The sequence below is a fragment of the Pelodictyon clathratiforme genome (assembly GCF_982375515.1).
In genome coordinates this window covers 972075-996688 of sequence record NZ_OZ455102.1, presented here as the reverse complement: position 1 = coordinate 996688, position 24614 = coordinate 972075, and the positions used below count along the sequence as shown (strand labels likewise).

At 47.5% G+C, this 24614-nt stretch carries 23 protein-coding genes; 14 read left to right on the top strand and 9 right to left on the bottom strand.

Going from position 1 to position 24614, the window contains the following annotated elements; all coding sequences use genetic code 11:
- Nucleotides 1–37 precede the first annotated feature (37 nt).
- Nucleotides 38–1573 carry a HEAT repeat domain-containing protein gene (locus AC56AD_RS04805; RefSeq protein ID WP_041526431.1) on the bottom strand — a complete coding sequence of 512 codons (1536 nt, stop codon included), beginning with the start codon at nucleotides 1571–1573 and terminating at the stop codon, nucleotides 38–40.
- Between the two features lie 551 nt (nucleotides 1574–2124).
- On the opposite strand from AC56AD_RS04805, the gene AC56AD_RS04800 reads away from it, so the two are divergent.
- Complete coding sequence (locus tag AC56AD_RS04800) at nucleotides 2125–3345, top strand: ISL3 family transposase (protein ID WP_012507746.1); 1221 nt, start codon at nucleotides 2125–2127, stop codon at nucleotides 3343–3345.
- A gap of 207 nt (nucleotides 3346–3552) precedes the next feature.
- Here AC56AD_RS04800 and AC56AD_RS04795 read toward each other — a convergent pair whose 3' ends face one another.
- From AC56AD_RS04795 to ltrA, 3 genes are all read right to left on the bottom strand, one after another.
- A complete protein-coding gene (locus AC56AD_RS04795) occupies nucleotides 3553–3759 on the bottom strand; it encodes a hypothetical protein (protein ID WP_012507745.1) in 207 nt (68 codons plus the stop codon).
- Complete coding sequence (locus AC56AD_RS04790) at nucleotides 3752–4084, bottom strand: type II toxin-antitoxin system VapC family toxin (RefSeq protein WP_223293988.1); 333 nt, start codon at nucleotides 4082–4084, stop codon at nucleotides 3752–3754. The genes AC56AD_RS04795 and AC56AD_RS04790 overlap by 8 nt, the downstream gene beginning before the upstream one ends.
- 310 nt (nucleotides 4085–4394) lie before the next feature.
- The gene (ltrA, locus tag AC56AD_RS04785; protein ID WP_012507238.1) at nucleotides 4395–5636 is read right to left on the bottom strand and encodes a group II intron reverse transcriptase/maturase; all 1242 of its coding nucleotides are present in this window, start codon (nucleotides 5634–5636) and stop codon (nucleotides 4395–4397) included.
- An 891-nt stretch (nucleotides 5637–6527) separates the two neighbouring features.
- Here ltrA and AC56AD_RS04780 point away from each other — a divergent pair.
- The 4 genes from AC56AD_RS04780 (at nucleotide 6528) to AC56AD_RS04765 (ending at nucleotide 9431) form a co-directional block, all read left to right on the top strand.
- On the top strand, nucleotides 6528–7211 hold the full coding sequence (locus AC56AD_RS04780; RefSeq protein ID WP_012507744.1) for a hypothetical protein: 684 nt from the start codon (nucleotides 6528–6530) through the stop codon (nucleotides 7209–7211).
- 154 nt (nucleotides 7212–7365) lie between these two features.
- Entirely contained in the window at nucleotides 7366–7947 is a 582-nt protein-coding gene (locus AC56AD_RS04775) for a DUF4339 domain-containing protein (protein ID WP_012507743.1), read from the top strand.
- A 188-nt stretch (nucleotides 7948–8135) separates the two neighbouring features.
- Nucleotides 8136–8603 (top strand): hypothetical protein, encoded by a 468-nt coding sequence (locus AC56AD_RS04770; protein ID WP_012507741.1) that lies wholly within the window; start codon nucleotides 8136–8138, stop codon nucleotides 8601–8603.
- Between the two features lie 96 nt (nucleotides 8604–8699).
- Nucleotides 8700–9431 (top strand): hypothetical protein, encoded by a 732-nt coding sequence (locus AC56AD_RS04765; protein WP_012507740.1) that lies wholly within the window; start codon nucleotides 8700–8702, stop codon nucleotides 9429–9431.
- 161 nt (nucleotides 9432–9592) lie between these two features.
- On the opposite strand, the gene AC56AD_RS04760 is transcribed toward AC56AD_RS04765, so the two are convergent.
- Nucleotides 9593–10447: an ADP-ribosylglycohydrolase family protein gene (locus tag AC56AD_RS04760; RefSeq protein WP_012507739.1), complete on the bottom strand. Its 855-nt coding sequence runs from the start codon at nucleotides 10445–10447 to the stop codon at nucleotides 9593–9595.
- A gap of 170 nt (nucleotides 10448–10617) precedes the next feature.
- On the opposite strand from AC56AD_RS04760, the gene AC56AD_RS04755 reads away from it, so the two are divergent.
- On the top strand, nucleotides 10618–11601 hold the full coding sequence (locus tag AC56AD_RS04755; RefSeq protein WP_012507738.1) for a helix-turn-helix transcriptional regulator: 984 nt from the start codon (nucleotides 10618–10620) through the stop codon (nucleotides 11599–11601).
- A 216-nt stretch (nucleotides 11602–11817) separates the two neighbouring features.
- On the opposite strand, the gene AC56AD_RS04750 is transcribed toward AC56AD_RS04755, so the two are convergent.
- The 3 genes from AC56AD_RS04750 to typA all read right to left on the bottom strand — a co-directional run bounded on the left by AC56AD_RS04750 (nucleotide 11818) and on the right by typA (nucleotide 15973).
- Nucleotides 11818–12318: a rubrerythrin family protein gene (locus tag AC56AD_RS04750; RefSeq protein WP_012507737.1), complete on the bottom strand. Its 501-nt coding sequence runs from the start codon at nucleotides 12316–12318 to the stop codon at nucleotides 11818–11820.
- Between the two features lie 61 nt (nucleotides 12319–12379).
- Nucleotides 12380–13969, bottom strand: a complete 1590-nt coding sequence (locus tag AC56AD_RS04745) for a glutamate synthase-related protein (RefSeq protein ID WP_012507736.1) — start codon at nucleotides 13967–13969, stop codon at nucleotides 12380–12382.
- Between the two features lie 177 nt (nucleotides 13970–14146).
- Nucleotides 14147–15973 carry a translational GTPase TypA gene (gene typA / locus AC56AD_RS04740; RefSeq protein WP_012507735.1) on the bottom strand — a complete coding sequence of 609 codons (1827 nt, stop codon included), beginning with the start codon at nucleotides 15971–15973 and terminating at the stop codon, nucleotides 14147–14149.
- Nucleotides 15974–16147: 174 nt separating this feature from the next.
- On the opposite strand from typA, the gene AC56AD_RS04735 reads away from it, so the two are divergent.
- The 4 genes from AC56AD_RS04735 (at nucleotide 16148) to AC56AD_RS04720 (ending at nucleotide 20094) form a co-directional block, all read left to right on the top strand.
- Nucleotides 16148–16993, top strand: a complete 846-nt coding sequence (locus tag AC56AD_RS04735) for a cytochrome C assembly family protein (protein WP_012507734.1) — start codon at nucleotides 16148–16150, stop codon at nucleotides 16991–16993.
- 119 nt (nucleotides 16994–17112) lie between these two features.
- Entirely contained in the window at nucleotides 17113–18390 is a 1278-nt protein-coding gene (gene hemA, locus AC56AD_RS04730; RefSeq protein ID WP_012507733.1) for a glutamyl-tRNA reductase, read from the top strand.
- 19 nt (nucleotides 18391–18409) lie between these two features.
- Complete coding sequence (gene hemC, locus AC56AD_RS04725; protein ID WP_012507732.1) at nucleotides 18410–19351, top strand: hydroxymethylbilane synthase; 942 nt, start codon at nucleotides 18410–18412, stop codon at nucleotides 19349–19351.
- Nucleotides 19351–20094 carry a uroporphyrinogen-III synthase gene (locus AC56AD_RS04720; RefSeq protein WP_012507731.1) on the top strand — a complete coding sequence of 248 codons (744 nt, stop codon included), beginning with the start codon at nucleotides 19351–19353 and terminating at the stop codon, nucleotides 20092–20094. The genes hemC and AC56AD_RS04720 overlap by 1 nt, the downstream gene beginning before the upstream one ends.
- Nucleotides 20095–20109: 15 nt before the next feature.
- Here the strand turns inward: AC56AD_RS04720 and hisN are convergent, their stop codons facing one another.
- Nucleotides 20110–20880, bottom strand: coding sequence for a histidinol-phosphatase (hisN, locus tag AC56AD_RS04715; RefSeq protein ID WP_012507730.1), 771 nt, complete (start codon nucleotides 20878–20880; stop codon nucleotides 20110–20112).
- 149 nt (nucleotides 20881–21029) lie between these two features.
- Here hisN and AC56AD_RS04710 point away from each other — a divergent pair, with 149 nt between their 5' ends.
- The 4 genes from AC56AD_RS04710 to AC56AD_RS04695 are packed head-to-tail and all read left to right on the top strand — an operon-like array spanning nucleotide 21030 to nucleotide 24525.
- The gene (locus AC56AD_RS04710; RefSeq protein ID WP_012507729.1) at nucleotides 21030–22571 is read left to right on the top strand and encodes an acyl-CoA carboxylase subunit beta; all 1542 of its coding nucleotides are present in this window, start codon (nucleotides 21030–21032) and stop codon (nucleotides 22569–22571) included.
- 13 nt (nucleotides 22572–22584) lie between these two features.
- A complete protein-coding gene (locus tag AC56AD_RS04705) occupies nucleotides 22585–22965 on the top strand; it encodes an OadG family transporter subunit (RefSeq protein ID WP_012507728.1) in 381 nt (126 codons plus the stop codon).
- Nucleotides 22962–23381, top strand: a complete 420-nt coding sequence (locus AC56AD_RS04700) for a biotin/lipoyl-containing protein (protein ID WP_012507727.1) — start codon at nucleotides 22962–22964, stop codon at nucleotides 23379–23381. The genes AC56AD_RS04705 and AC56AD_RS04700 overlap by 4 nt, the downstream gene beginning before the upstream one ends.
- Before the next feature lie 7 nt (nucleotides 23382–23388).
- A complete protein-coding gene (locus tag AC56AD_RS04695) occupies nucleotides 23389–24525 on the top strand; it encodes a sodium ion-translocating decarboxylase subunit beta (protein ID WP_041526430.1) in 1137 nt (378 codons plus the stop codon).
- Nucleotides 24526–24614: the final 89 nt, after the last annotated feature.

Here is a 24614-nt window from a genome sequence, read left to right as displayed (position 1 = left end):
TCCTCCGTGACAGTTGATTGACAATAATAGCGGCAGACTACCTTATCCATTTTGCCCACTCATGCTGAAACGCCACCGGAACGCCCTCTTTCTGGCAGACGCGGATGGTGTGGCCGGTGCCGCCACTCATTGGGTAGCAGGGATCAACATAAAAGAGCGCAGCCGTAACTTTCGGGAACTCTTCTGAAAAGCCGACAACCTTCATGGTGTCACGGAGCAGATAGTCGGCCTTGGCGGCAAGAGAGCCTGTTTTGCCAGACAGCCCCATCAATGTGGAGTATTTCGGGGAGGAAAAGATTGTTTTGGCAACGATTTGCTCTTTTTGACCAAGCGTAAGCGCGTCGGGGTATTGGTAAGTGGCGCCCTCAAATCGGGCATTTTTTCGATGGTTCCCATAGGGAGCAACCACCTGCAGCCGGGCTGGATCAACGTCGGCAACACCTTTTGAGAATGCCTCGTCTGAGCCGGTCGCATTGCCTGAGCGGAAGCGTGCTTGGGGAAATGTTGCAGCAAGAAACCGTGCTGCAGCAGAGGCCTGCTCATACGCATCAGCAGGAATCGAGCGGCGCCCTTCAAGAAGTATGACCGGGTTATCAACGGCATTAATCAGAGCAGCAAGCGTTTCAAAAGGAAGGCTGGTGTCATCCATATTTTTTGCCTCCGTAGAGCTATAATTTTTGATTGTTACCTGTGCAGCATGACGAGCATAGGGATCTTCATCAAGCTCGCCTCGTTTCTTAAGCCATTCCAGAATGCCGGGTAAATCCGGAAACCGCAGTGCTATTTCCTCGAATACAGCAGCCCGGACTCCAGGATCTTCATCAAGCTCGCCTCGTTCCTTTAGCCATTCCAGAACGCCGGGTAAATCCGGAAACCGCAGTGCTATTTCCTCGAATGCAGCAGTCCGGACTCCAGGATCTTCATCAAGCTGGCCCCGCTGCTGCAGCCACTGCAGTGTACCCGGAACGGTGAACCATCCTCGTGCAATCTCATGCAGGGCTGTCTGCCGGATAATCTCACTCGAAGCGTTCTCCGCCCGTTCTTTGAGCCACACAAAGGTATCTGGCTCGTGCATTCGTTCACGGGCGAATCGTAACAGATACGCCTGCCTCAACTCATAGACTACTGATTCCTCGGTATCAAACTGCAGTTCTCCATTATGGAAAGATTTAAAGAGATCCGCTCCCGCTCTTTTTTCAAGTATTCCGGCAACTTCTTCATCTCTGCTCTGCTCGGTATCCGCAATCATCCGAATCATTGCCTGTGTCATATCCGACCGGTCATTGCGGTAAATGATCGCAAGTTTTATGGCCTCGTTTTGTTCAACATGGAACCGTTGCTTGATAAACGCCTCTATCTGCGGGTCATTATTGCTCTCGGTCAACAGGTTATCAAGGGCTTCAAGCCTGACAAGCACGTTTCTGTCATCCTGTGCCAACTGCATGAAGAGTGCAACTCTTTCGGGTGCTTTTTTCCATTGTTGCACCATGTCATGAATCCTGGTAATCCTTTCTACCGCAGAGCAACTGGCTTCCGGTTGTTGTTGATTATTGCCTTCTACCATATTTACCATCCTTTTCTTCTTATGATAAGCGCAAGGGTTAGACAAAGGCTGTCATACCGGAAAAAGTTTCTTTATTTTTTTCGTGATATTTACCGTTCACTCATACAGAAAAGCTGATGCCATGAACCCTTTACCTGGTACTCCTGATATTTTAAAAATGTGGCTCGCTGTTTTGTGTGAGTTAAAACACCAGAGGAAGAACGTGCCAATCCGGCGCATTTTCTTGCTCATGTCATGACACTTGGCAGGCCTGAAGATTCAAAGATGTTGCAAGGCATCTTGGTACAGGATGAATTCCGGGAGGTTTTGGAACGTAATAAAAATGGAGTCGCTGGCTACAGGAAAAAGAACAACTGGATATGGAACGGGGCAACGCGAACTCCGTTTGCTACGGATATGGAATGAACGGCATTGAAATAAACAACACGTTATCGATTTATTCAGTGTGATGGATTGGCTGATGCAACTGCCCGAATAGCTAAACAGGCGGCTCTCCGCATAATTTAGTGGAATGATGGGATAAAATTGTAGACTGCAGTATTTCAATCCTAACCACCAAGATGCAAAAACTAACCGAGCATTACCAGCAATTACTGGGATTTCCTGCCATCTGGGAGGTCGATGATGTCAACCTTTCCGTTTCTGGTCTGAAGATAGAAGTTCACCTCCGTTTTGTAGGCGATGAAGTAATATGCCCTCAATGTGGGGTGCGCGGGAAAGCCTATGACAAGGCCCCTGAACAACGTTGGCGGCATCTTGATACCATGCAGTTTGAAACCATCATCATAGCACGCATTCCCCGTTGTCAGTGCGAAACGTGTGGTGTGAAGACCATAGCAGTCCCTTGGGCGGCCCCCCATTCCCGTTTTACCCTCATGTTTGAAGGTTTTGCCGTTGCTCTGCTCCAGCACTGTTCCAGTGTACAAGCGGCCTCAAATATACTCAAGCTTGATTGGCATGCTGTGGATCAGATTATGAAACGTGCTGTAGAGCGAGGACTTCTACGCCGTGAGCCCGATGATGTAGTGCATGTAGGTATGGACGAAAAAAGCTTCAGGTCGGGCCAGAAATACATCACCATACTCAATGATCTTGATAAAAGCCGAGTACTTGATGTCATTGAGGATCGGACACTGACAGCAACGAAAAAGCTGTTAGGAACCCTTTCAAAACAACAACGAAAGGCAGTTAAGTCGGTATCGCTGGATATGTGGCAAGCCTTTGCAACAGCTACACATAAGCTCCTTCCTGCGGCTGATATTGTTCACGACCGGTTTCACATCAGCAAATATCTTAATGACGCAGTTAACAAGGTTCGGCATCAGGAATCACAGGAACTGAAGAAAGATGGGGATACAAGGTTGGTTGGCTCGAAATACACCTGGCTTCGAAATCCCGAAAAGATGACCAAGAGCCAAAAAACACGGTTTAACGAGTTGATAGCATGCGAATTTAAGACCGGTGTGGCTTGGGTGTTGAAGAATATCTTTCGTGATTTCTGGAACTGCTCATCAGGACTGAGGGGCGAGATATTTTTCGCGTACTGGTGTGAGTTAGTCGACAAGACAAAACTGAAGCCACTGATAAAAGTGAAAGATATGATGGAACGTCATAAAGGGAACATTCTCAATTACTTCAAACATCAAGTCAGCAACGCTATATCGGAAGGAATAAACAGCAAAATCCAGTTAATAAAAGCAACTGCTCGAGGGTTTCGAGGCTTCGAAAGCTATCGAACAAGGATCCTCTTTTACTGTGGGAAACTGGATATGAAAATCTGAGGGTGCCGTAAAATGAAATTTCTTTTCCATTAAAATGCGCGAAGAGCCGAAACGGCTATCCAGCACGTCCGATCAATGCCGGGCGTGGGTCGTGGCTCGTTATGCAATTTTTTGGTAAGTCGCAATTCCTCATTGATCATTCACCGCAGATCCCTGGGCTCCAGCATTTCTGTTTCCCCTAATTAATTGCTCTATCTTGCCAACACGTTATCGCGGAAGAGGTGCTGCACTTTCGCAGGAACACTCACTCTCTTTTTTAATAAGCATTTTAGGCCCTGGATTTAATCGAATCCGATGTGACTCGCACTCTCTTTTTTTCAATGCCTCGACAATTCGATTGAGATCGTTCCCATACCGTGCAGCATGCTCTTTTCGATAACGACGAACCTCTTCAACAATAGGATCATTAATCATCCTGCATTCCTCCTAACTCTTCAGGTGAACATAATTGCGGACATGCATACCCGGCAGATTCAATAAGCCGAGTAATGGCCGCCTTTTTTTCAGCATTGTTTATATGCTTGAAATTCCATGTTAAAAGAAAATCCGCACCTTGTGCTACGGCAATTCCTATGTGCAAAGCGTCTTCTTCGCTTCCTTTCGGTACTGCTTTTTCAGCCAAAAGCAAATCAGCTATCCTGACTGCCTCATCTGAGATTAAAAAGCTCTGGATTTCAGTAACTTTATCAAGCCGTTGCTGTGCGGCTGATGAATCACCTCTGCTGATCTCCTCTTCCACAAGAACGGAAATCCGCAGATCAAATCTGTGTCGCTGATTTTACCACCAATCAAGCGTAACAGACTGTCTTCCTGCTATTATGACATCCCGATTTGGTCGCGATGTTAAATAACTGATTACTGACGATTCCACATATACTGTCGGTTTCATCTAAAGCGATGCTTTTTGCTGATTTGCCTACCCTGATGAGCTTCCTCTTGACTACAATTGCTTACGTAACAAAGGTAAATAATGGTGAGTAGACCGGAGGAATTTCACCTCCAGCCCCTCGCAGATCCGGACAGGAACGTCCCCGCTCATCCGGCTCCCATCATCTAGCCATCGAGGTATACCCCGCTTTCCAATGCGCAAATAAGTTTGGATTCTCTTCCGCCAGAAGTCGCAGTTTTCTGCTTGCTCTGGTTTTGTGCCCACTCAATTGCTTGTACTTTCTCATCATCCAGTGTGCCAAGTAATAGTTCATGTGTTGCCAAACCGGAGCCATTGCTGAACCGTAAAATCGCGTGTAGTAGTTCTTCCATCCCCTCAGTATCGGGTTGAACTGTGCTGATAAATCCGCAAGTTCCAAGCTGTTTTTGAGCTGTAGCTTCCACCTTCTGATCGTCTGCCGCATGTGTCGCAGTGCATCCCGGCTTACTCCCGGCAGAAACCCAATAAAGTAAGTTCCATCTTTCTTCTTGGCTTCCCGTGAACAGAAGGTAAAACCAAGAAATGTAAACTGATTTACTGGATGCTCGTCCTTGCGATTGCTATCCCTGCAATACACTATTTGCGTCTTATCAGGGTGTAACTCTAATCCGCACTCACGAAAACGCTCACCAATCTTTCGCTTTACCAGCTCTGCCTGTATCTTGCTTTTACAGTGAAGAACGCCATCATCGGAGTACCGACAAAACGGCACACCGGGTAGATTTTCGCTCACCCACCGGTCAAACGCATAGTGCAGAAACAGGTTCGCCAACAGTGGACTCACCACTCCCCCTTGGGGCGTTCCTTTTGTCCGTTCTATCAGCTCACCTTCCGGGGTCTCCATCGGTGCCTTTAGCCACCGCTCTACGTAAAGAAAAACCCAAGGAGTTTGGCAATGTTTCCGAAGAGCGCGCATTAACAACTCATGATCGATGTTATCAAACAGCCCCTTGATGTCGAATTCTACAACCCAATCATATTCCCAATTTCTCTTCCTCACTACAGCTATAGCGTCATGAGCTGAACGCCCCGGACGATAACCATACGAATCTTCATGAAAAACTGGTTCCAATATGGGCTCAAGCACCATTTTTACAACGCTTTGAGCTACCCTGTCCGCCACGGTTGGAACACCAAGCATACGCACTCCTCCAGATTTCTTCGGAATGCCCACACCCCTTACCGGCGGCGGAAAATAACTGCCGGAACTGAGCCTGTTCCATACCTTGTACAGGTTGTCTTTCAGTTTTGTTTCAAATGCCTGTAACGATTCTCGGTCTACACCGGCTGCACCTCCATTAGATTTCACTTGTTGATACGCTTTCAAGACAAGTTCTTTGGAAATTTCATATGGCTTTGTCATACCGAAAAGCTCCTTCTGTTTGCACAGTTGACATGACTGTATGACCAGATGACGCGACCCCTTTGCTCCAGCCTCATTACAAGGCTTTCATTGCTCGTACGAGTCGCTCCGTCCCTTGATGGCGCATTGGTATTATCGGCCTCGCTTTTTACACTTGCGCCTTTCCCTTTGCATCGCCAACGAAGGTTCCTGTAGTTCAATACAAGAGCCCGAACCAGGATCACGCTGCCTTTATGCCGGACACCGCTTGGCCAGTAAACAGGTTTCCGCCAAACTTTTCCTGAATTAACTACTCCCTTCAGTTTTGATGTCATCTTAATCTTTTCGACACGTTCACGGCAGTTTGTTTGTACTCGTCTTCCTTGGCTCACACCTGACATCTTTACGATGCCTTTTCCGTAACGCTCACGACAAGGGCTTTTGACTAATGCCGCTTACGGTGGTTTGCACCCTGCTCCTGCAAGCCGAATGCGAGGGGACTTCCCTCATCTCTTATAATGCTTGGCTACAGCGCACAATAATCAAAGACTGAAAAAACGGCACGGAACACTTCGCAGAAAGAGATGCAAACTCTACAAAATTGAGCCCGATGACCCACCGGTAGCTGTTGGCGTCACTTCCTCGGACTGCTTGCGGATTTGTCGTTAATCACCAAGGAGGATGTGCTGAGCCGTCTCCTGCAGGATGTATCGCGCTTCCTCAGCCGAAAAAAAGGGTGGATTTAAACCGGATATCTGAAAATAACTGATTATTAAGGAGCCCTATGACAGCTTTTGTCTGACCATCGAGTGTATCATGAAGTAATGACTGCGCCAGTTGGACAACATCAGGTCGTCGCTCCATTCCGCAGGGAGATCAGTTTCAGCAAAGTTCAGCGTAACAAAGCTACAGATGAATACAATCGACAAGTTTCTCAGTGAATGCGTCTTTTATCCTTGCTCATCACTGCACGGAGTACCGGTTAAGTTTTTGGGCAAAAGATTTCAGCGATTCTTTTATGCGGACTATTCCGTAGATCGCAGGCAGTTTGACACGTCCCTTAACGAGCAGGGATTCAAAGGCTATGAGCTTGATTCGGTAGAGGAATTAAGTCCCAAGAAAGTGTTCGAAATGACTTGGAAAGATATGGCACAAAGGCATGACAACACCATTTCACGAATTCATTTTGAATGGACTGATCCCTTTGTGGTTCTCTGTCGGTTCAAACGCATGGATGGTTTTTTCGGTGATCATGGGCCCGAGACGTTTGAGTTCATGTTTGCCTGCTGCGAAGCAATCGCCGCATTTATTTCGGCGTTTTCCCGAAGAAATATTGCCCCGAAATGTCTGGTACATGTCCGCTCCGGAATTGGGTTCGGAGGCAATTATCGTGATTATCCAAAGGAGCTGAAACGTGTTCTTCTCCAAAACAAGGGCGGACTCCCTGCCTTTATGTTTTATGACAGTATGGGAAGCAATGGTGAATGTGGTGATTACCTGGATTTGGTAAAGAAATATCAGCTTGTTGAACGATGGGGTTACCCGGATGGCGGCCATTTGACTCTCGCGAAATTGATTGTTGCTGAAAGGAAATAACGCACTTTTGATGATGGAATTGCTTCTTTTCACTCTGGAGCAAGCACTGCTTTTTTAGAATCAGGCAGATCAATACAAACAATGTTAACGACAATAATCATAATACAATAGATACAAATCGCTATCAGATAATCAAATAAAGAAGAGGTGTGCTATGACAGCAACAGAACAATCTTCCCCGAACGATAAGCTTTGGTTTTATGAGAGCGGTGGAGAACGTAAAGGTGGGGTTTCTGAGGACGAAATCATAAACATCATTAAAAGCGGAACCTTGTCTCAAGGATCGGTGGTCTGGAAAAAGGGATTCGCAGACTGGATGAAAATTGAAAATACTGAATTGCGGTCGCACCTTGATGAGAGTATGCCTCCGCCCCTAACCGGGGAGTATGTAAAAAACACGGTTATTTGGGTTCTTGCGTTCGGCCCGATACTTGGATATATGTTGGAGTACTTTGTTGCTGGCTCGGTGTATTCTGACTCACAGTACCATTCGTATCTGGTGGAAAGAGCCGTTTCCAAAGGAGAGTTTTGGTATATCACGCTTATTTTGAACATAGCTCTGGCTACCTGGGATGAGATGCAACTCAAAAAGGCAGGGACGAACACGAATAGGTTTCATGGCTGGGTATGGCTCGTTCCGGTATATCTCTATCAACGAGCAAAAGCCCTCAAACACAATCAGGCGTATTTTATCGTATGGATTGTTTGCTTTGTATTGATTTTGGCTGGAACATAATGAGCAGTGCGAGTTTTAGCGATGCGCTTGATGCTGAAAATTGCGTGGGTCAATACGATACTGCAAGATATTATGTTTATGGAAGCATCGCAAACATGATTATGTATATATTTATCTGCAGGGCGTCTTCCATTATCGATTGAGTTGTTGTTGAGAGTTTATACTTTTATTTAATATCTAAAGCCAATATGAAAAGCATAAAATCTAAACCTATTCGGCTAACTGCTGGATTATGCGGCGTGGCTGGAGAATATTTTGTTGCTGCAGAATTATCCCGAAGGGGATATGTTGCATCAATAACTCTTCGTAATACAAGAGGCATTGATATTATAGCTTCCAATGCTGATGCAACAAAAAGCGTTGGAATTCAGGTAAAAACAAGTCAAGGTAATCGCAAGGACTGGATACTCAATCAAAAAATAGAAAATGACATGGCAAGCAATCTATTTTTTGTGTTTGTGAGCATTGACGGTCTATGTGCTCCTGAGTATTATATCGCACCTCGTAAGGAAGTCGCGCAATATGCAAAGGGAAACCACTCGCACTGGCTTAATACACCAGGTAGAAATGGACAGCAACATCAAGATACGCCAATGAGAAAGTTTGCTGACCCGAACAACAAATACTTTGACCGCTGGGATCTTTTAGGGTTATGACCTATCGACGCTTCTATTACAAAAAAACGTCTGCTTTTCCTGAATTAGGCAGATCAATCTAAAAAATGTTATCGGCCATAGAACAAGAGCATGCCAATGAGCAATCTAATAGACGCACTTAAAAAAATAGCAAAAGAATCACCACTAAATCAATATGAGTGGGGATTTCCAACTGATTGTCCGATTGATATTCCAGCAGAATACAAGGACAGCTATTTACAAAACATTTATCTTAAAGACAATTTTCGCGAGAAAATCCTTGGCGACGACAGTTTAGATAGCCACTATTGGGCAATCCAAAACTGGGGTGGCATTGGGTCATTCAGAAGAAATGAAAGAAACGACCTTCGAATTAAAAAGTTTCTGGATGAACTAAACAAGGGAACGCTAACCAGAAACTCCTTTGAATGTATCTCGTCTCTATCCAAGGTTGCTTCATTTATAAACCCTGATGAATATGCGATTTATGACTCGCGCGCCATCTACACCCTTAACTGGTTGCTTTTCAATCACTCAGAATCATCCAAACTGTTTCGGCAACCTATAGGGCGTAGCGCCAATTTGTCAAAATATGATATGGAAACAATATTCAACCTCACAAAACGTGAGTTCAATTTTTTATCTCACAAGGAAGCCTTTCATAGCTACTGTGGACTTGTAAAGCATTTTGCGTGCGAGATCTATGGTCCGGGCAGCAAACCTTATTTAGCTGAAATGTTACTTTTTATGGTCGCGCCAACAAGAATCATCAAGGAGATCGAAGATACAGTTTCGCTAACAATCACAAAAACGCATAACGCGACAACCCACAAGGAAGCTGTGCAATAAAATCGTGAAGCACCGGTAACGACGAAGTCAAACTACAATATTGTTACAATGATTATTGTGCAACTTGTCTCTGCCTCCTCAAAGCAAACTTCCCCTCACCACCTCCCCGCCTGCCTCAGCGCCTTGATGCCTGGAGCTTTGATCGACCTTGTTTTTATGGTTTAAAGCAGTTGACGGGCAAGTTCGAGAACGTCAATTGGCCACAGGCATTCCGGACGGGGACAATGCACATTGGGATTCGTGAATTTAGGTCGACAATTCTGCAGCGTCATGATCCATGTTTCCGGAATGGATGTGCGACCATGTACTGCGCCAAGGAGTGCGCCTGCAATTGCCGCGTTGGTATCGGTATCACCTCCCTGCATGATGGTGTTGACCACCCCCTCTTCAACGCTTGAGACATGAAGCAGTTGGTAGAGTGCATTCTGGAACGCGATAAGAACCCAACCCTGCAGAGTGACGTAATCAGCAGGCTTTTTGTCGGCAGCACGGTGAATAGCATCACTCAGTTTTTGTTCAATATCCATTTTCTGCATCCATGAGAGCATTGCAGCATAAAGCTCCTCTGGCTTTGATCCGGTACGGATAGCGTGAGCGATTGCCATTGCAAAAATCGCATTTGCCTGCACGCAGAGACGATGGGAATGGGTTAAGGCGTTTGCCTCGCTTGTAAAACTCCGCTTTCCATGAAAGGCCTGATAAATAGTATTCCCCATGTCAAATGGCTCAGAATCAACCCACCACTGATACTCTTTGCGTACAGCTTCAGCATCATAGCGGCCTCTTTTTACAAGGGAACGGGCAAGGAGTAGCGCCATTTCGGAATCATCGGTATGTTGACCGGCAAGGGTGTTGAACGTTCCGCCATCGGCCATTACCCTGACTCCATCGGGATAGTGACGAAGAATCTCACCGGGCGACTGAAACTCCACCAAACTCCCTAAAGCATCGCCAGCAAGTTGACCAAGCATACACCCTTCTGCTCGATCGATGATCGCTCCATCATCTCTGTTCATGGTTTATCATTGTTCGTTGTTAATCTTTCAAGAGTCAGGCGGGTGTTATATTATTCCCCTCCCTTTCTTCTTATGATAAGCATGAGGGTGAGACAAAAGCTGTCATACGGGTAAAAGTTTCTCTACTTTTTGTGATATTTACCGTTCACTCATACAGAAAAGCTGATACCATGAAGCAATCGAGACCGCCGCTGGTTCGGATTCAGTATATCGACCAGCAACTTCGCGAACAGACCTGGCCGAACTGCACCAGGCTTGCCCGCTATTTCGAGGTTTCAACCAAAAGCATTCAGCGAGATATCGATTACATGCGCGACCTGCTTCATGCGCCGATTGAGTTCGACAGCAAAAAAAACGGTTTCCATTACTCGAAAAAGGATTGGAGCTTTCTGCCCTCAACCATTCTTGACCGTCAGGAGGCTGAGGCGTTGATTGTTACCAGAAAGGTGCTATCGCAATATCAGGGCACTCCCTACTATGAGGAGGTGAACCGGGCGCTTGACAAGGTGCTGCAGTATCTGCCGGGAACCTTGTCGGCCAGTCAGGTTTCCGAAATCTATTCCTTTGAATCGTTTTCACTGGCATCAATTGACAACCGGGTTTTTGCCGTCATTGAAGATGCGATCCGCAACAAGTTGAAGCTCAATCTTGCCTACCGGGCGTTCTGGAACAGCAAGGAAACGGAGCGGGTTGTGCATCCCTATCGTTTGCATTTTTCTCACACAAAGGAAAACTGGTCGCTGTTTGGATATTGTGAACTGAGGCAGGAGATCCGCTCTTTTGTTGTCAGCCGCATCAGGGAGGTATCGCTGACTATAGAGCATTTCACCATTCCTGCATCATTTTCCATTGACCGCTATATCGAGGAGAGCTTCGAGCAAATTCATGAGGAGCGCATTCATGATGTGGCCATCCGGTTCACCGCCTACCAGGCGCAATGGATCAGCGAGCACCGCTGGCATGCAACCCAGCAGATCGAAGAGCATGAGGAGGGATCGGTTGTTCTGAAGATGCGGGTCGGCGCTCTCGATGCCCTGATGCACTGGGTTATGCGTTATGGAAAAGAGGCCGAGGTGCTGGAACCGGCAGAACTGCGGGAGATGATCAGGGAGGAGCTGAGGTGCACACAAAAGATCTATGAGAATCCCCATTGACTATCTGATAAAAAGGGAGATTGACAGGTGGTGCAGCAGGAACCGGTGAAGCTCCCATCGATGGTTTGGAATAACCCATATTGTCCATCTGCGCTGTTATCGCACTGAAGGATATTTCCTGATATCAGTCCAATTCGGCTGAGACCTGCCATAGTATTGTGGTGATGGCAAAAAACCATCACCACCATTGATTCGGAACGTTGATCGGATTTCAGTTCAGCCGATTTCAATGAACTTGCTGCCCGGGACGTTGCAGATGGGGCAGGTGTCCGGGATGCTGTTCTCGACGGTGTTGCCGCAAACCGGACAGATGTAGATCTTTGCTGCGGGCAGGTCTTTGCCGCCGTTTACGGCTTCAAGTGCTTTTGAGTAGAGCCCGTGATGAATCTCTTCTACAGCCAATGCATTCTTGATGGAAAATTCGGCCGGTTTGTTGCCTTCCTGCTGTGCTTCAGCGAGATAGTTGGGGTACATTTCGGTGAATTCAAATTCTTCGCCCTCGATGGCCTCCTGAAGATTTTCAGCGGTGCTCTTTATTCCCCCTATTACACGAAGGTGCGCAAGGGCGTGAACGGTTTCCGCTTCAGCCGCAGCGCGAAAAAGCTTTGCTACCTGGGGCATTCCCTCTTCTTCCGCTTTTTTGGCAAAGGCAAGATATTTGCGGTTTGCCTGACTCTCTCCTGCAAAAGCGTTCTGCAGATTCTCATTTGTTGCCATGGTGTGTTTCTCCTTATGTGTTCTTATGCCTCTCCATGTTGTGTCGGGAGAGTCGTGTTGATCAGACGTGCTCGATAGGGGTATGATTGGAAATTTCGGAATTGGTGGTACATAAATCGGTTGGCGAGAGGTGGTGAACATTATCGTTACCGGTCAGACGGGCAAAGTCACGGAGCTCTTCGGTAACGGCTTTGAAAAAGTTTGCGACACGGATGGCGGATTTATCGACATCCATACGGGCTCGAAGTACCGGATCCTGCGTGGCAATGCCGACGGGACATTTATCGGTATTGCAGATGCGGTACTGCTGACATCCTGCCGCCATCATGGCCGCAGTCCCGACAGCTATGGCATCGGCCCCCATTGCCAGCGCCTTGGCGAAGTCTGAAGAGAGACGCAAGCCACCGGTAATAATGAGAGAAACACTGTCAGCCCCTCTCGAATCGAGTATTTTTCTTGCTCTTGCCAGCGCGAAGATGGTTGGCACGGAGGCGGCATTTTTGACAACCTTGGGAGAAGCGCCGGTTCCACCTGCACGACCATCGATAGTGATGAAATCAACCCCCGCAAAGAGAGCGATATCGATATCTTCTTCGATATGGCCAGCCGCAAGCTTGATGCCAATCGGTTTTCCCCCGGTTTTCAGGCGCAAATGGCTGACCGTATCTCTCAAGTCTTCTTTTGTGCGAATATCCGGGAAGTGAGACGGGCTGATGATATCCTGTCCTTCCCGAAATCCGCGGATGGCAGCGATTTCACAGGTGACCTTGCTCCCCGGAAGATGACCGCCCATTCCCGGTTTTGCGGATTGTCCGATTTTGATTTCCACGGCATCAACCAGCTTCAGGTTCTCATCGGTTACACTGTATTTGTTGGGAACGTATTCAAAAATATAACGGTAGGAGGCTGCAAGTGATTCGGGCAGAATACCCCCTTCACCTGAACACATGGCTGTTTTTGCCTGCGCACTGCCCTTGGCAAGAGCGAGCTTTGCTTCTCTCGACAACGCTCCAAAGGACATATGGGAGACAAAAATCGGTGTTTCAAGGACAAGGGGAAAAGCTGCAGCGGGACCAATCACTGTTTGTGTGACAACCAGCTGTGTTTTGTTGAGCGGCAGTTTTGCAAGCTGTGCACCTTTCATGAGGATTTCGTCCCAGGAGAAGGAGGGAAGGCGCGAACGCATAGGTTCGATTACCGATTTTCCCGTCATGGCAAGATGGTGGATATCGGCCATGTTGGTTTCAAAATCGTCAGCCTGCCGTCGCCATTCCGCCAGGTACTCTTCTCCCGACCCTCTTTCAGCAACAATCCCGGCGGCTGCCGGTCGGTCGGATGCTGCAAGGCTGAAGCTCTCTTTGCCTGAGCCGCAGACAGGACATCTCCAGTCGTCGGGAAGAGCTGGCCACAGGAGACCCTCTTTTGCTTCATCATAAGCATACGAACAGAGAGCACATGCATAGATGTTTGTTGAAACAGGTTCGCTTTCAACTGCCGGAACAATGGGTTGCTCTTCTTTCAGCAGGACAAATGAGGATTTTGGCGAACCGCAAACAGGGCACATCCACTCATTCGGAAGAGCCTCCCATGCGACAGGTTCTTTGTTTTCGTCGTAGATATAGGAGCATAGCCCACATTGCCATTTTGCCATAAGAAACGTTATGATGTCAGGATTTCTGCAAAATACGGTGAATTGTTGTAACGGAATATATACACAAAAAAGGCCACCTTTTCAGGTAGCCCATTCTGTGTTTTACTCTTCTTGATCAAACCAGCTTTCGATATTCGGGATATTCTCCGCTATCGAAAGAGTCATCTTTCAGTGGCATCAGGCGTTGGCCTTTTTGGTCGCTTTTGCGCGAAGGTTCACATCCAGAATCTTCTTTCTGAGTCTGATGCTCTGGGGTGTTACTTCCAGAAGCTCATCGTCGTTGATAAATTCCAGCGCCTGTTCCAGCGAAAGGATTTTTGGAGGGGTGAGACGAAGTGACTCATCGGTGCCGGAAGAGCGCATGTTGCTCAGCTTTTTTGTTTTGCAGACGTTGAGGGTAATATCGAGACCTCTTGTCGATTCGCCGACAATCATGCCTGCATAAACCTTGGTGTTTGGTGAAACAAAGAAGGTGCCGCGATCTTCAAGGGCGCTGAGAGCATAGGCAACGCAGATACCTGCTTCAGAAACGACCAGTGCACCGGTCTCGCGTGAAGGCAATTTGCCTTTGAATGGCTGGTAGTCGAGGAAGACGTGTGACATGATGCCCTCGCCTTTGGTGTCGGTGGTAAACTCAAGGTTGTAACCGATCAGCCCTCTGGTAGGAATTTCAAATTCAACACGGACCATTCCGCCGCGAAGCGTGCCCATAAAGGTCATCTCAGCCTTTCTGCGACCCATTTTTTCAATGATAACGCCAGTGTACTCTTCAGGAATGTCGATGGTCACATGCTCGATAGGCTCAAGCAGGGTACCATCCTCATCACGGTGCATGATAACCTCGGGTCTTGCAATGGCAACTTCATAGCCTTCGCGCCGCATGGTCTCGATCAGCACGGAAAGGTGAAGCTCTCCCCTTCCTGAAACACGGAAGGTATCGGGGCTCTCTGTCTCCTCGACGTTGAGAGCGACGTTGGTCATCTTCTCTTTCATGAGGCGCTCACGGATCTTCCGGCTGGTGACCTCCTTGCCCTCAAGTCCTGCAAAGGGAGAGTCGTTGACCGAAAAAAGCATGGAGAGTGTCGGTTTGCTGATATCGAATGAAGCCAGCGATACGGGATCCTCAATGGAAGCAAGGGTCATGCCGACAGTAGCATCAGGAATACCGGCGATGGCAATGATGTCACCGGAGGTAGCCTCTTTTGCTTCAACCTTCTGAACCTTGTCGAACTGAAAAACCTTTGTTACGGTTCCCCTGCCCATCACCCCGTCAGGACCAACCACGGCAAGCTGACTTCCCGGGCTTACCTTTCCGCGATGAATACGGCCAATGGCTATCTTGCCAATGTAATCGCTGTAGTCAAGGGTTGTTACCAGCATCTGGAATCCGCCATCATCATGGGCGACAGGAGCTGGAATCTCTTTGATGATCATATCGAGCAGAAGGCTCATATCACCATCTTCGTCATCCATGCTGTATTTGGCAACACCATGTTTGGCCGATGTAAAGATATAGGGGAAATCAAGCTGATGCTCTTCTGCTCCGAGAGCGATGAAGAGATCAAGAACCTGATCGTGCACCTTGACTGGATCCGACTGGGGCCGATCAATCTTGTTGATGACCACAATTGGCTTCAGATGCAGTTCAAGGGCTTTGCGCAGAACAAACTTGGTCTGCGGCATCGGGCCTTCGAATGCGTCAACAAGAAGCAGTACGCCGTCAACCATCTGTAAAATACGTTCAACCTCGCCACCAAAGTCAGCATGACCTGGTGTATCAACAATATTGATCTTGTGATCTTTGTATACTGCCGCAGCGTTTTTTGAAAATATGGTAATTCCTCTCTCTCTCTCCTGAGGATTTGAATCAAGTACCCGGACGTTTACCTGCTGATTATCCCTGAAAGCGCCTGTCTTCTGAAAAATCGAATCAACCAGTGTTGTTTTTCCATGATCAACGTGAGCGATAATGGCAATATTTCTTATATTTTTTGTCGAGCTCATCTTTTTATCCTTGTAAATAAGTATATTTATACCTCGTATAGGCCCGAATATACATTATTTCTTTGTAATTATGGCCACAATCTTTGCCATGGCCAGCGCGGGGGCGCGTGCCCATTTATACCCGAAGGCATCAAGAGGGCTGTTTCATGGCTGTTCACTCCCTTAAACCATACAATGAATAATATATTATTTGATAATCTGCCGCTGCTTGTCCTTAATCAGCTTGTATCACTCTTCTATCTGGTGACAACTTTTCTCTATGGTGCCCATTTTTTCAAGGACATCCAGTTTGGGAAAAAATATATACAACCCATCCTTGTCCTTACTGTTCTGACCCATGTGGTCTACCTGGGGCTTCTTACCTCTCTTGAAGGGTACAAGATCAACTATTCTACAGTGAACCTTATGACCATGGTAGGGCTCACCCTCACGATCACCTATCTGTTTATCGAGTTTACAACCAAAAGTGACAAGACGGGATTTTTTGTCATCTCTTTTGCAGCGGGCGCTCAGCTTATATCCTCAATCCTTACTGCACAGATCTCAAATACGGGGATCACCTTCAGTGGTATCGGCATCGGTGTGCACCTTATTGCTGCTATTTTCGGCTTCAGTGCCATAGCCATTGCCGGCCTTTACAGCATACTCTATCTGCTGCTTTTTCGCCAGATAGAGCAAAACCGCTTTGAATTGCTTTTTCAGCGTCTTCCCAACCTCGAGGTACTTGAGAAACTCACCATGCATGCCGTGGCTTTCGGCTTTATTTTTCTTTCGATTACCATTTTTGCCGGAGCGATTGAGCAAAATGCTTCTGGTGAGGCAATCAATCTGCTGGAACCAAAGCTCGTCACCCTGATCGTCATCTGGTTACTCTACGGCACCGGCATTTTCATCAAGCCGATCATCGGCTGGGATATCAAGCACATGGCTTACCTCTTTATTTTTCTCTTTGTCTTCATCACCATTCTCATCGTGTTGATGACCTTTTTTTCCCCTACGTTCCATGGACTCTCCTTTTAACCATGACAGTTCTTTGAAAATAGGGGCTTTTAGAATATATTCGTAAATTGTCGTTCTATACTGAAACGCAGTATTTTTTATTGGATTGTTCGTCATCAGCTCATTTAAACAACCCTGCCATGAACATCATTTCAGTTGGTGTCAATCACAAAACCGCACCTATTGAAATCCGTGAAAGAATCTCCCTTTCTGAAGTTCAAAACAAGGAGTTCATTACCGGCCTTATTTCCAGCGGACTTGCCCACGAAGCCATGGTCGTATCTACCTGTAACCGCACTGAGCTGTACGTTGTGCCCGCGATATACGAGGTGAACGGAGAGTTTCTCAAGGAGTATCTGATCTCCTTCAAGGATGCCCGAAAAGAGGTACGTCCTGAACACTTTTTCAGCCGTTTTTACTGCGGAACAGCTCGTCATATCTTTGAAGTGGCAAGTGCGATTGATTCGCTTGTCCTTGGTGAAGGGCAGATTCTCGGCCAGGTCAAAAATGCCTATCGTATTGCCGCCGAAACACAATGTGCGGGTATTCTCATCACCCGTCTCTGCCATACAGCTTTCAGTGTAGCCAAGAAGGTCAAAACAAAAACCAAAATCATGGAGGGGGCTGTTTCGGTGAGCTATGCTGCCGTTGAACTTGCCCAGAAGATTTTCTCAAATCTCTCCATGAAAAAAGTGCTGCTGGTCGGAGCAGGTGAAACCGGCGAACTGGCTGCAAAGCACATGTTTCAGAAAAATGCCCGGAATATTGTTATTACCAACAGAACGCTCTCCAAGGCTGAAACACTTGCTGAAGAACTCGGCACCAACAAAGTGCTGCCATTTGAAACGTTCAGGGAGCATTTGCACGAATTTGATATCATCATAACGGCCATCAGCACCAAAGAGTATGTCCTCAATGAGGCTGAGATGCACCAGAGCATGATCAAGCGACGACTGAAGCCGGTCATTATTCTTGATCTCGGATTGCCGAGAAACGTTGACCCGGATGTTTCCAAACTGCAGAACATGTTCCTCAAGGACATTGATGCCCTCAAGCATATCATCGACAAGAACCTTGAAAAACGAAGCCGCGAACTTCCAAAGGTCAATGCCATCATAGAAGAGGAGCTTATCGCTTTCGGGCAATGGATCAATACGCTGAAAGTCAGGCCCACAATCGTGGATCTTCAGTCAAAGTTCATTGAAATCAAGGAAAAGGAGCTTGAACGCTATCGCTATAAAGTCAGCGAAGAAGAGCTCCAGAGGATGGAGCACCTTACCGACCGAATCCTGAAGAAAATCCTGCACCACCCCATTAAAATGCTCAAGGCGCCAATTGACACAACGGACTCTATTCCAAGCAGGGTCAATCTTGTGCGAAACGTTTTCGATCTCGAAGAACCAAATCAGTCCCACTAAATAAAAATCTGTAATTGCTTTGAAAAAACAGCTTATCATCGGTACCAGATCCAGCCCGCTCGCTTTGTGGCAGGCAGAATTTACCAAGGCGGAACTGTCCAGGCATTTTCCTGAGCTTGATATCACTCTCAAACTGGTTAAAACAACCGGTGATGTCCTTCTCGACTCCCCGCTCTCCAAAATCGGAGATATGGGACTTTTCACCAAGGACATTGAGAAACATCTGATTACCAAAGAGATTGACCTGGCTGTTCACAGTCTGAAAGATGTTCCGACGGCTACTCCTGATGGGCTTATTATTACCTCTTTCACCGAGCGAGAGGATACAAGGGATGTCATCATTTCGAAAAATGGTGTCAAACTGAAGGATCTTCCCCAGAATGCAAAAATGGCAACCAGCAGCCTTCGCCGCATGTCGCAGTTGCTCAGCCTTCGTCCTGATCTGGATATCCGCGATATCAGAGGCAATCTCAATACCCGTTTCCAGAAGTTCGACAACGGCGAGTTCGATGCCATGATGCTTGCCTATGCAGGTGTTTTCCGCCTCAATTTCAGTGACCGTATTTCCGAAATCCTTCCGCATGAAGTGATGCTTCCTGCTGTCGGACAGGGCGCTCTCGGCATTGAGACCCGTGTTGATGACGAACAGACAAGGGAGATTGTCAGAATCCTCAACCACTCCACAACGGAATATTGCTGCAGGGCAGAACGCGCACTGCTTCGTCATCTTCAGGGTGGATGCCAGATTCCTATCGGCGCCTATGCTTCGTTTAAAAATGGCACACTGACCTTGCTTGCCTATGTCGGTTCGGTTGATGGAAAAATCGGATTGCATAATAACATCACAAAAACCGGACTTACTTCACCTGAACAGGCTGAAGCGGCTGGTATTGAGCTTGCAGAGGAGTTGCTGAAACAGGGTGCGGACGCAATTCTGTCACAAATCCGTAAAACCCGCTGATGAAAACTGTTCTTGTTACCCGTCCAAAAGATCAGGCTGCATCATTTGTAAAGAAACTGGAAGAGTACGGTCTGAACTCGATTGTTTTTCCGACAATCGAGATCAGGCCGGTCTCCGGCTGGAAGGTTCCTGACCTTGCCCTGTTTGACGGAGTTTTTTTTACCAGCCCCAACAGTGTCGGCTTATTTATGGATCGGCTGCTCAAAGAGAGCCCTGATGAGCTGAAAAACCTCCAGAAGCTCAAGGTTTGGGCTGTCGGAAAAACAACCTCCTCCGACCTTGCGGCACACGGTGTAACAACCGAACCAATACCGAAAATTGCCGATGCCGTCACGCTCATGGAAGAGATCGGAAGTGAGGCAATAGCAGGCCACACCTTTCTTTTTCTAAGAGGAACTCTCTCTCTTGGTGTTATTCCCGAAGTGATTGAAAAACGGGGAGGGCATTGCGTTGAGTTGACCGTTTATGCCAACCTGACACCTTCACTTGAAGAGAGCGCAAAAATAAAATCGCTGCTTGAGCAGGGCGAACTCTCCTGCCTCTCCTTTACCAGCCCCTCAACCGCCATCAATTTTTTTGAGGCTATGGGGACAACCGCACTTCCCTCCGGAGTGCAGATTGCCGCCATAGGAACCACAACCGCCAATGCGCTCAAAAAACTTGGCGTTCATGTCGACATTATCCCCGAATCATTCGACGCGCCAAGCTTTGCAAAAGCAATAGCGGAAAAGCTGACTGATTGAGCGGTGGAACCCATCTCACCCCTCTATTTCCGCCAGCAAAGCTCTTCCAATGGCCTTGTTTGCGCTGACCAGCCCTTCGCCTGATATTGTCGTTTTCCCCCGGTAATCGAAACAACACCCTCCAGCTTCAGTCACAATGGGAATCAGTGCCGCACAATCCCAGGGGCTCATGACTTTATCGACCGACACTTCCGCCCTGCCGGAGGCAACGAGCATGTGGCCGTAACAGTCACCCCATCCGCGCACCAGTCCAGCTTTATGGCGAAGCTGATCAACCGGGTGCTGAGAGAGTGTATCGAGCAGATACTCTTTTTCCGTATACAGAACCGTTGCATCTTTAAGGTCGGAAATGGAAGAGACTGCTATCGGTGATCCGTTGAGAAATGCTCCGCCTCCCTTTTCGGCATAATAGAGTTCACCGAGTGCAGGGAAATGGACAACTCCAAGGTTCACCGTTCCATCGATCTCAAGCGCAATCATCACACCATAGAGAGGCACTCCATGAATGAAGGCCTTGGTACCATCAATGGGATCAATGATCCAGCGACGATTATTGCCGGAAGGGCGCTCTTCAAATTCTTCGCCGAGCACTCCATCTTCGGGATTGCGGGAAGCAATTGCTGAACGGATAAGCTCTTCAGCTTTACGATCAGCCTCGGTGACCGGGCTTGCATCTCTTTTTGTGAAAACCTGTAACGATTTACGGGAAAAGTAACTGAGGGTTAACTGCCCGGCCTGTTCAGCCATTTCCACAGCAAGCTGAAGATCAGAAGTCAATGGTGTCATGGTTTTATCTTTTCTTTTAATATCTTGTGGCTCAAATTATTTATGCCGAGTACTGAGGCTGCATGTACAGCGCTCCTGCTTAACCCCGGACAAGCTCCTGAAAAGTCACTTTCGACCGGCAAGTTAGTTAATCAATATCGTAAAACACAATGAAACGCTTGATTGCCGAACGCGAAAAAGCCCGCCTTGGCGGTGGACAAAAACGCATAGACGCACAGCATAAAAAAGGGAAATTTACCGCTCGGGAACGCCTTAATCTGCTGCTTGACGAAGGAAGCTTCGAAGAGTATGATATGTTCGTATCGCACCGTACCACTGATTTTGGACTTGACAAGGAAAAATTTCTTTCCGATGGAGTAATTACCGGTCACGGTACCATTGATGGTCGTCTTGTCTATATTTTTTCTCAGGATTTTACGGTTCTTGGCGGATCACTTTCAGAAACCAACGCACTGAAAATCTGCAAGGTGATGGATCAGGCCATGAAAATGGGCGCTCCTTTTATCGGAATTAATGACAGCGGCGGAGCAAGAATACAGGAAGGGGTAAGAAGTCTGGCCGGATACGCAAGTATTTTCCAGAGAAACACTATGGCATCGGGAGTCATACCCCAGATATCGGCAATTTTCGGGCCCTGTGCAGGTGGCGCGGTCTACTCTCCAGCGCTGACTGATTTCGTCGTCATGGTCGAAAAAACCAGTCATATGTTTGTCACTGGTCCAAAAGTTGTGAAGACGGTTACCGGAGAGAGCATTACCGACGAGGATCTTGGAGGCGCTTCGGTTCATGCCACAAAATCAGGAGTAACCCATTTTGTCGGTGCGGATGAAACCGAAGGAATCCTGCTGATTAAAAAGCTGCTCAGCTACCTGCCGCAGAATAATCTTGAAGAGCCACCCCTTGCAATCTGTGATGATCCGGTCGATCGCCTTGACGATAAACTGAACTCCATAATACCCGAGAAGCCATCAATCCCTTACGACATCAAGGATGTGATCCATTCTATTGCCGATAACGGAGAGTTCCTCGAAGTACAGCGGCAATATGCAAGAAACATTGTTGTCGGCTTTGTCACCTTCAATGGTATCTCCACCGGTATCGTCGCCAACCAGCCCAACTATCTTGCCGGTTGTCTTGACATCAACGCATCCTGCAAGGCGGCAAGATTTGTCCGATTCTGTGACGCCTTCAACATTCCCATCGTCACCCTTGTCGATGTTCCCGGTTTCCTTCCCGGCAGTGCACAGGAGTTTGACGGCATTATCACCAACGGAGCAAAACTGATTTTTGCCTATGCAGAGGCCACCGTGCCAAAAATAACCATCATCCTGCGCAAAGCATATGGTGGAGCATACATTGTCATGAGTTCCAAGCATCTTCGCGGTGACGTCAACTATGCATGGCCGACAGCCGAGATTGCGGTTATGGGACCAATAGGGGCCATTGAGGTACTTTTCAACAGGGATCTGAATGCCATCGAAGATCTGGAAGAGCGTGCCCGGTTCGTTGCTGAAAACGCTGCGGAGTATCGTGAAAAATTCTCCAATCCCTACGAAGCGGCAAAATTCGGATATATCGACGATATCATCGAACCGCGCAATACCCGTTTCAGGATCATTCGCTCCCTTCAGTCGCTCCTGACCAAAAAGGACAACAATCCTCCAAAAAAGCACTCTACCCTACCATTGTAAACGCGGAAAAAACATGCCATCGATCCTTCAATATTTTCCGGTCAATCTCCCGGCAATCCAAAGTCAGCACCTGGCACTGGCTGTCACGGGATACAGTGTTGTCTTTCTTTCATTTTTCCTGCTCGCCCTGCTTTTCAGTGTGATACCGAAAATTCTCTCGTGGAATGTCAGAAGAACATTTGATGATAAGGGTGATGAAGCAAAAAGAGCCCTGGCGGGAAACATGATTCCCGGAGAGGTCAGCGCTGCCATCAGTGTGGCGATCTCACTCTATCTTGACGAGCTGCACGATCAGGAAAATGCAATTCTGACTATCAGAAAAGTCGGCAAAAGCTACTCACCATGGAGTTCAAAAATCTACAATGTCATTAATTTCAAAGGGTTTCAACGATGAGAAAATATAAATTCACGATCGGCGGAAACCGCTACAATGTCGAGATCAAATCTTTTGAGGAAAACATTGCCGAAATTGAAGTTAACGGTACCTCATATCAGGTTGAACTTGGCCAGGAGATCAAAAGGCCGCAGACCCCGAAGCTGGTCCGCTATACCCCTCCGACTCCAGTGAAACCGCCGCAGCCACTGAACACCCCGGGACTGAGTATCGTAAAGGCGCCTCTGCCAGGTACTATCATTGCCCTCATGGTTCAGCCCGGTTCAAAGGTAAAACGCGAAGAACCCATTCTGGTACTGGAAGCCATGAAAATGGAAAACAATATTTTTGCTGAAAAAGCCGGTACCGTCAAGACGGTGAAGGTAGCCGTAGGCGATACAGTCATGCAGGGTGATATCCTGATAGAAATTGAATAACACCATTATGGACGAACTTATGCAGTTTTTTGGGTATTCCGGTTTTGCCAATGCAACTCCGGGACACCTGTTGATGATTCTTGTCGGAATGGTATTCATCTACCTGGCGATCCGCTATGAATATCAACCGATTCTTCTGGTTCCGATCGGTTTCGGTATTCTGATCGGCAATACCCCGTTTATCGAGCATGGTGGTATGGCTCTTGGTATCTATCAGGATGGCAGCGTCCTGAACTACCTCTACCAGGGAGTACTGAAAGGAATATTTCCCCCCCTGATTTTTCTTGGAATAGGGGCCATGACCGATTTTTCACCGCTGATTTCAAATCCGAAGCTTATCCTGCTCGGTGCTGCGGCGCAGCTCGGCATTTTCATGACCTATCTTGGAGCTATCTCCCTCGGCTTCACCAATCCCGAATCAGCTTCGATCGGTATCATCGGAGGCGCTGATGGCCCGACAGCAATTTTTCTCTCTTCCCGGCTTGCTCCGCATCTCGTCGGTTCCATAGCCATCGCAGCATACACCTATATGGCGCTTGTCCCGCTTATTCAGCCACCGATCATGCGCCTTTTGACGACCCAAAAAGAGCGCAGAATCAAAATGAAGCCGCCTCGTTCGGTTACCAAAATCGAGAAAGTCATGTTCCCTGTATTCGGTCTGCTCCTGACCGGATTTATTGCTCCCGGCTCCCTACCGCTGCTCGGTATGCTTTTTCTGGGCAATCTGCTCAAAGAATCAATGGTCACAAAACGGCTTGCTGATACGGCAAAAAATGCCATGATCGACATCGTAACCATCATTCTTGGCGTTACCATCGGAGCGTCAACTCAGGCGACAACATTTCTGACCCACAATTCTGCCCTTATTTTCATCCTTGGCGCAACGGCATTCATGTTCTCAACGGCTGGCGGAATTCTGTTTGCAAAATTCATGAACATTTTTCTTTCAGAGGGAAACAAAATCAACCCGTTGATCGGCGCTGCAGGTGTTGCTGCGGTTCCTGAAAGCGCCCGTGTAGCGCAAATGGAGGGGCTGAAGGCTGACCCTGAAAATCATCTGCTCATGCATGCCATGGCCCCGAACGTTTCCGGTATCATCGGTTCAGCCATTGCCGCTGGCATCATGATGAGCTTCATGGTGTAACCTTTTCTCTCCAATGGTGCAGGAAGAATATATTGGCTTGGTGAAATACTTCGTGATGTTCGTCGATTTTCTTATTTTTAGCCTTTTTA

Excerpts from the sequence above, each read along its gene's own strand:
- AC56AD_RS04765 (WP_012507740.1), top strand. The coding sequence starts at position 8,700 with ATGAGCAATCTAATAGACGCACTTAAAAAAATAGCAAAAGAATCACCA.
- AC56AD_RS04710 (WP_012507729.1), top strand. The coding sequence starts at position 21,030 with ATGAAACGCTTGATTGCCGAACGCGAAAAAGCCCGCCTTGGCGGTGGA.
- AC56AD_RS04775 (WP_012507743.1), top strand. The coding sequence starts at position 7,366 with ATGACAGCAACAGAACAATCTTCCCCGAACGATAAGCTTTGGTTTTAT.
- ltrA (WP_012507238.1), bottom strand. The coding sequence starts at position 5,636 with ATGACAAAGCCATATGAAATTTCCAAAGAACTTGTCTTGAAAGCGTAT.
- hisN (WP_012507730.1), bottom strand. The coding sequence starts at position 20,880 with ATGACACCATTGACTTCTGATCTTCAGCTTGCTGTGGAAATGGCTGAA.
- AC56AD_RS04760 (WP_012507739.1), bottom strand. The coding sequence starts at position 10,447 with ATGAACAGAGATGATGGAGCGATCATCGATCGAGCAGAAGGGTGTATG.
- typA (WP_012507735.1), bottom strand. The coding sequence starts at position 15,973 with ATGAGCTCGACAAAAAATATAAGAAATATTGCCATTATCGCTCACGTT.
- AC56AD_RS04800 (WP_012507746.1), top strand. The coding sequence starts at position 2,125 with ATGCAAAAACTAACCGAGCATTACCAGCAATTACTGGGATTTCCTGCC.
- AC56AD_RS04770 (WP_012507741.1), top strand. The coding sequence starts at position 8,136 with ATGAAAAGCATAAAATCTAAACCTATTCGGCTAACTGCTGGATTATGC.
- AC56AD_RS04695 (WP_041526430.1), top strand. The coding sequence starts at position 23,389 with ATGGACGAACTTATGCAGTTTTTTGGGTATTCCGGTTTTGCCAATGCA.
- AC56AD_RS04755 (WP_012507738.1), top strand. The coding sequence starts at position 10,618 with ATGAAGCAATCGAGACCGCCGCTGGTTCGGATTCAGTATATCGACCAG.
- AC56AD_RS04750 (WP_012507737.1), bottom strand. The coding sequence starts at position 12,318 with ATGGCAACAAATGAGAATCTGCAGAACGCTTTTGCAGGAGAGAGTCAG.
- AC56AD_RS04780 (WP_012507744.1), top strand. The coding sequence starts at position 6,528 with ATGAATACAATCGACAAGTTTCTCAGTGAATGCGTCTTTTATCCTTGC.
- hemA (WP_012507733.1), top strand. The coding sequence starts at position 17,113 with ATGAACATCATTTCAGTTGGTGTCAATCACAAAACCGCACCTATTGAA.
- AC56AD_RS04720 (WP_012507731.1), top strand. The coding sequence starts at position 19,351 with ATGAAAACTGTTCTTGTTACCCGTCCAAAAGATCAGGCTGCATCATTT.
- AC56AD_RS04745 (WP_012507736.1), bottom strand. The coding sequence starts at position 13,969 with ATGGCAAAATGGCAATGTGGGCTATGCTCCTATATCTACGACGAAAAC.
- AC56AD_RS04705 (WP_012507728.1), top strand. The coding sequence starts at position 22,585 with ATGCCATCGATCCTTCAATATTTTCCGGTCAATCTCCCGGCAATCCAA.
- AC56AD_RS04795 (WP_012507745.1), bottom strand. The coding sequence starts at position 3,759 with ATGATTAATGATCCTATTGTTGAAGAGGTTCGTCGTTATCGAAAAGAG.
- AC56AD_RS04700 (WP_012507727.1), top strand. The coding sequence starts at position 22,962 with ATGAGAAAATATAAATTCACGATCGGCGGAAACCGCTACAATGTCGAG.
- AC56AD_RS04735 (WP_012507734.1), top strand. The coding sequence starts at position 16,148 with ATGAATAATATATTATTTGATAATCTGCCGCTGCTTGTCCTTAATCAG.
- AC56AD_RS04805 (WP_041526431.1), bottom strand. The coding sequence starts at position 1,573 with ATGGTAAATATGGTAGAAGGCAATAATCAACAACAACCGGAAGCCAGT.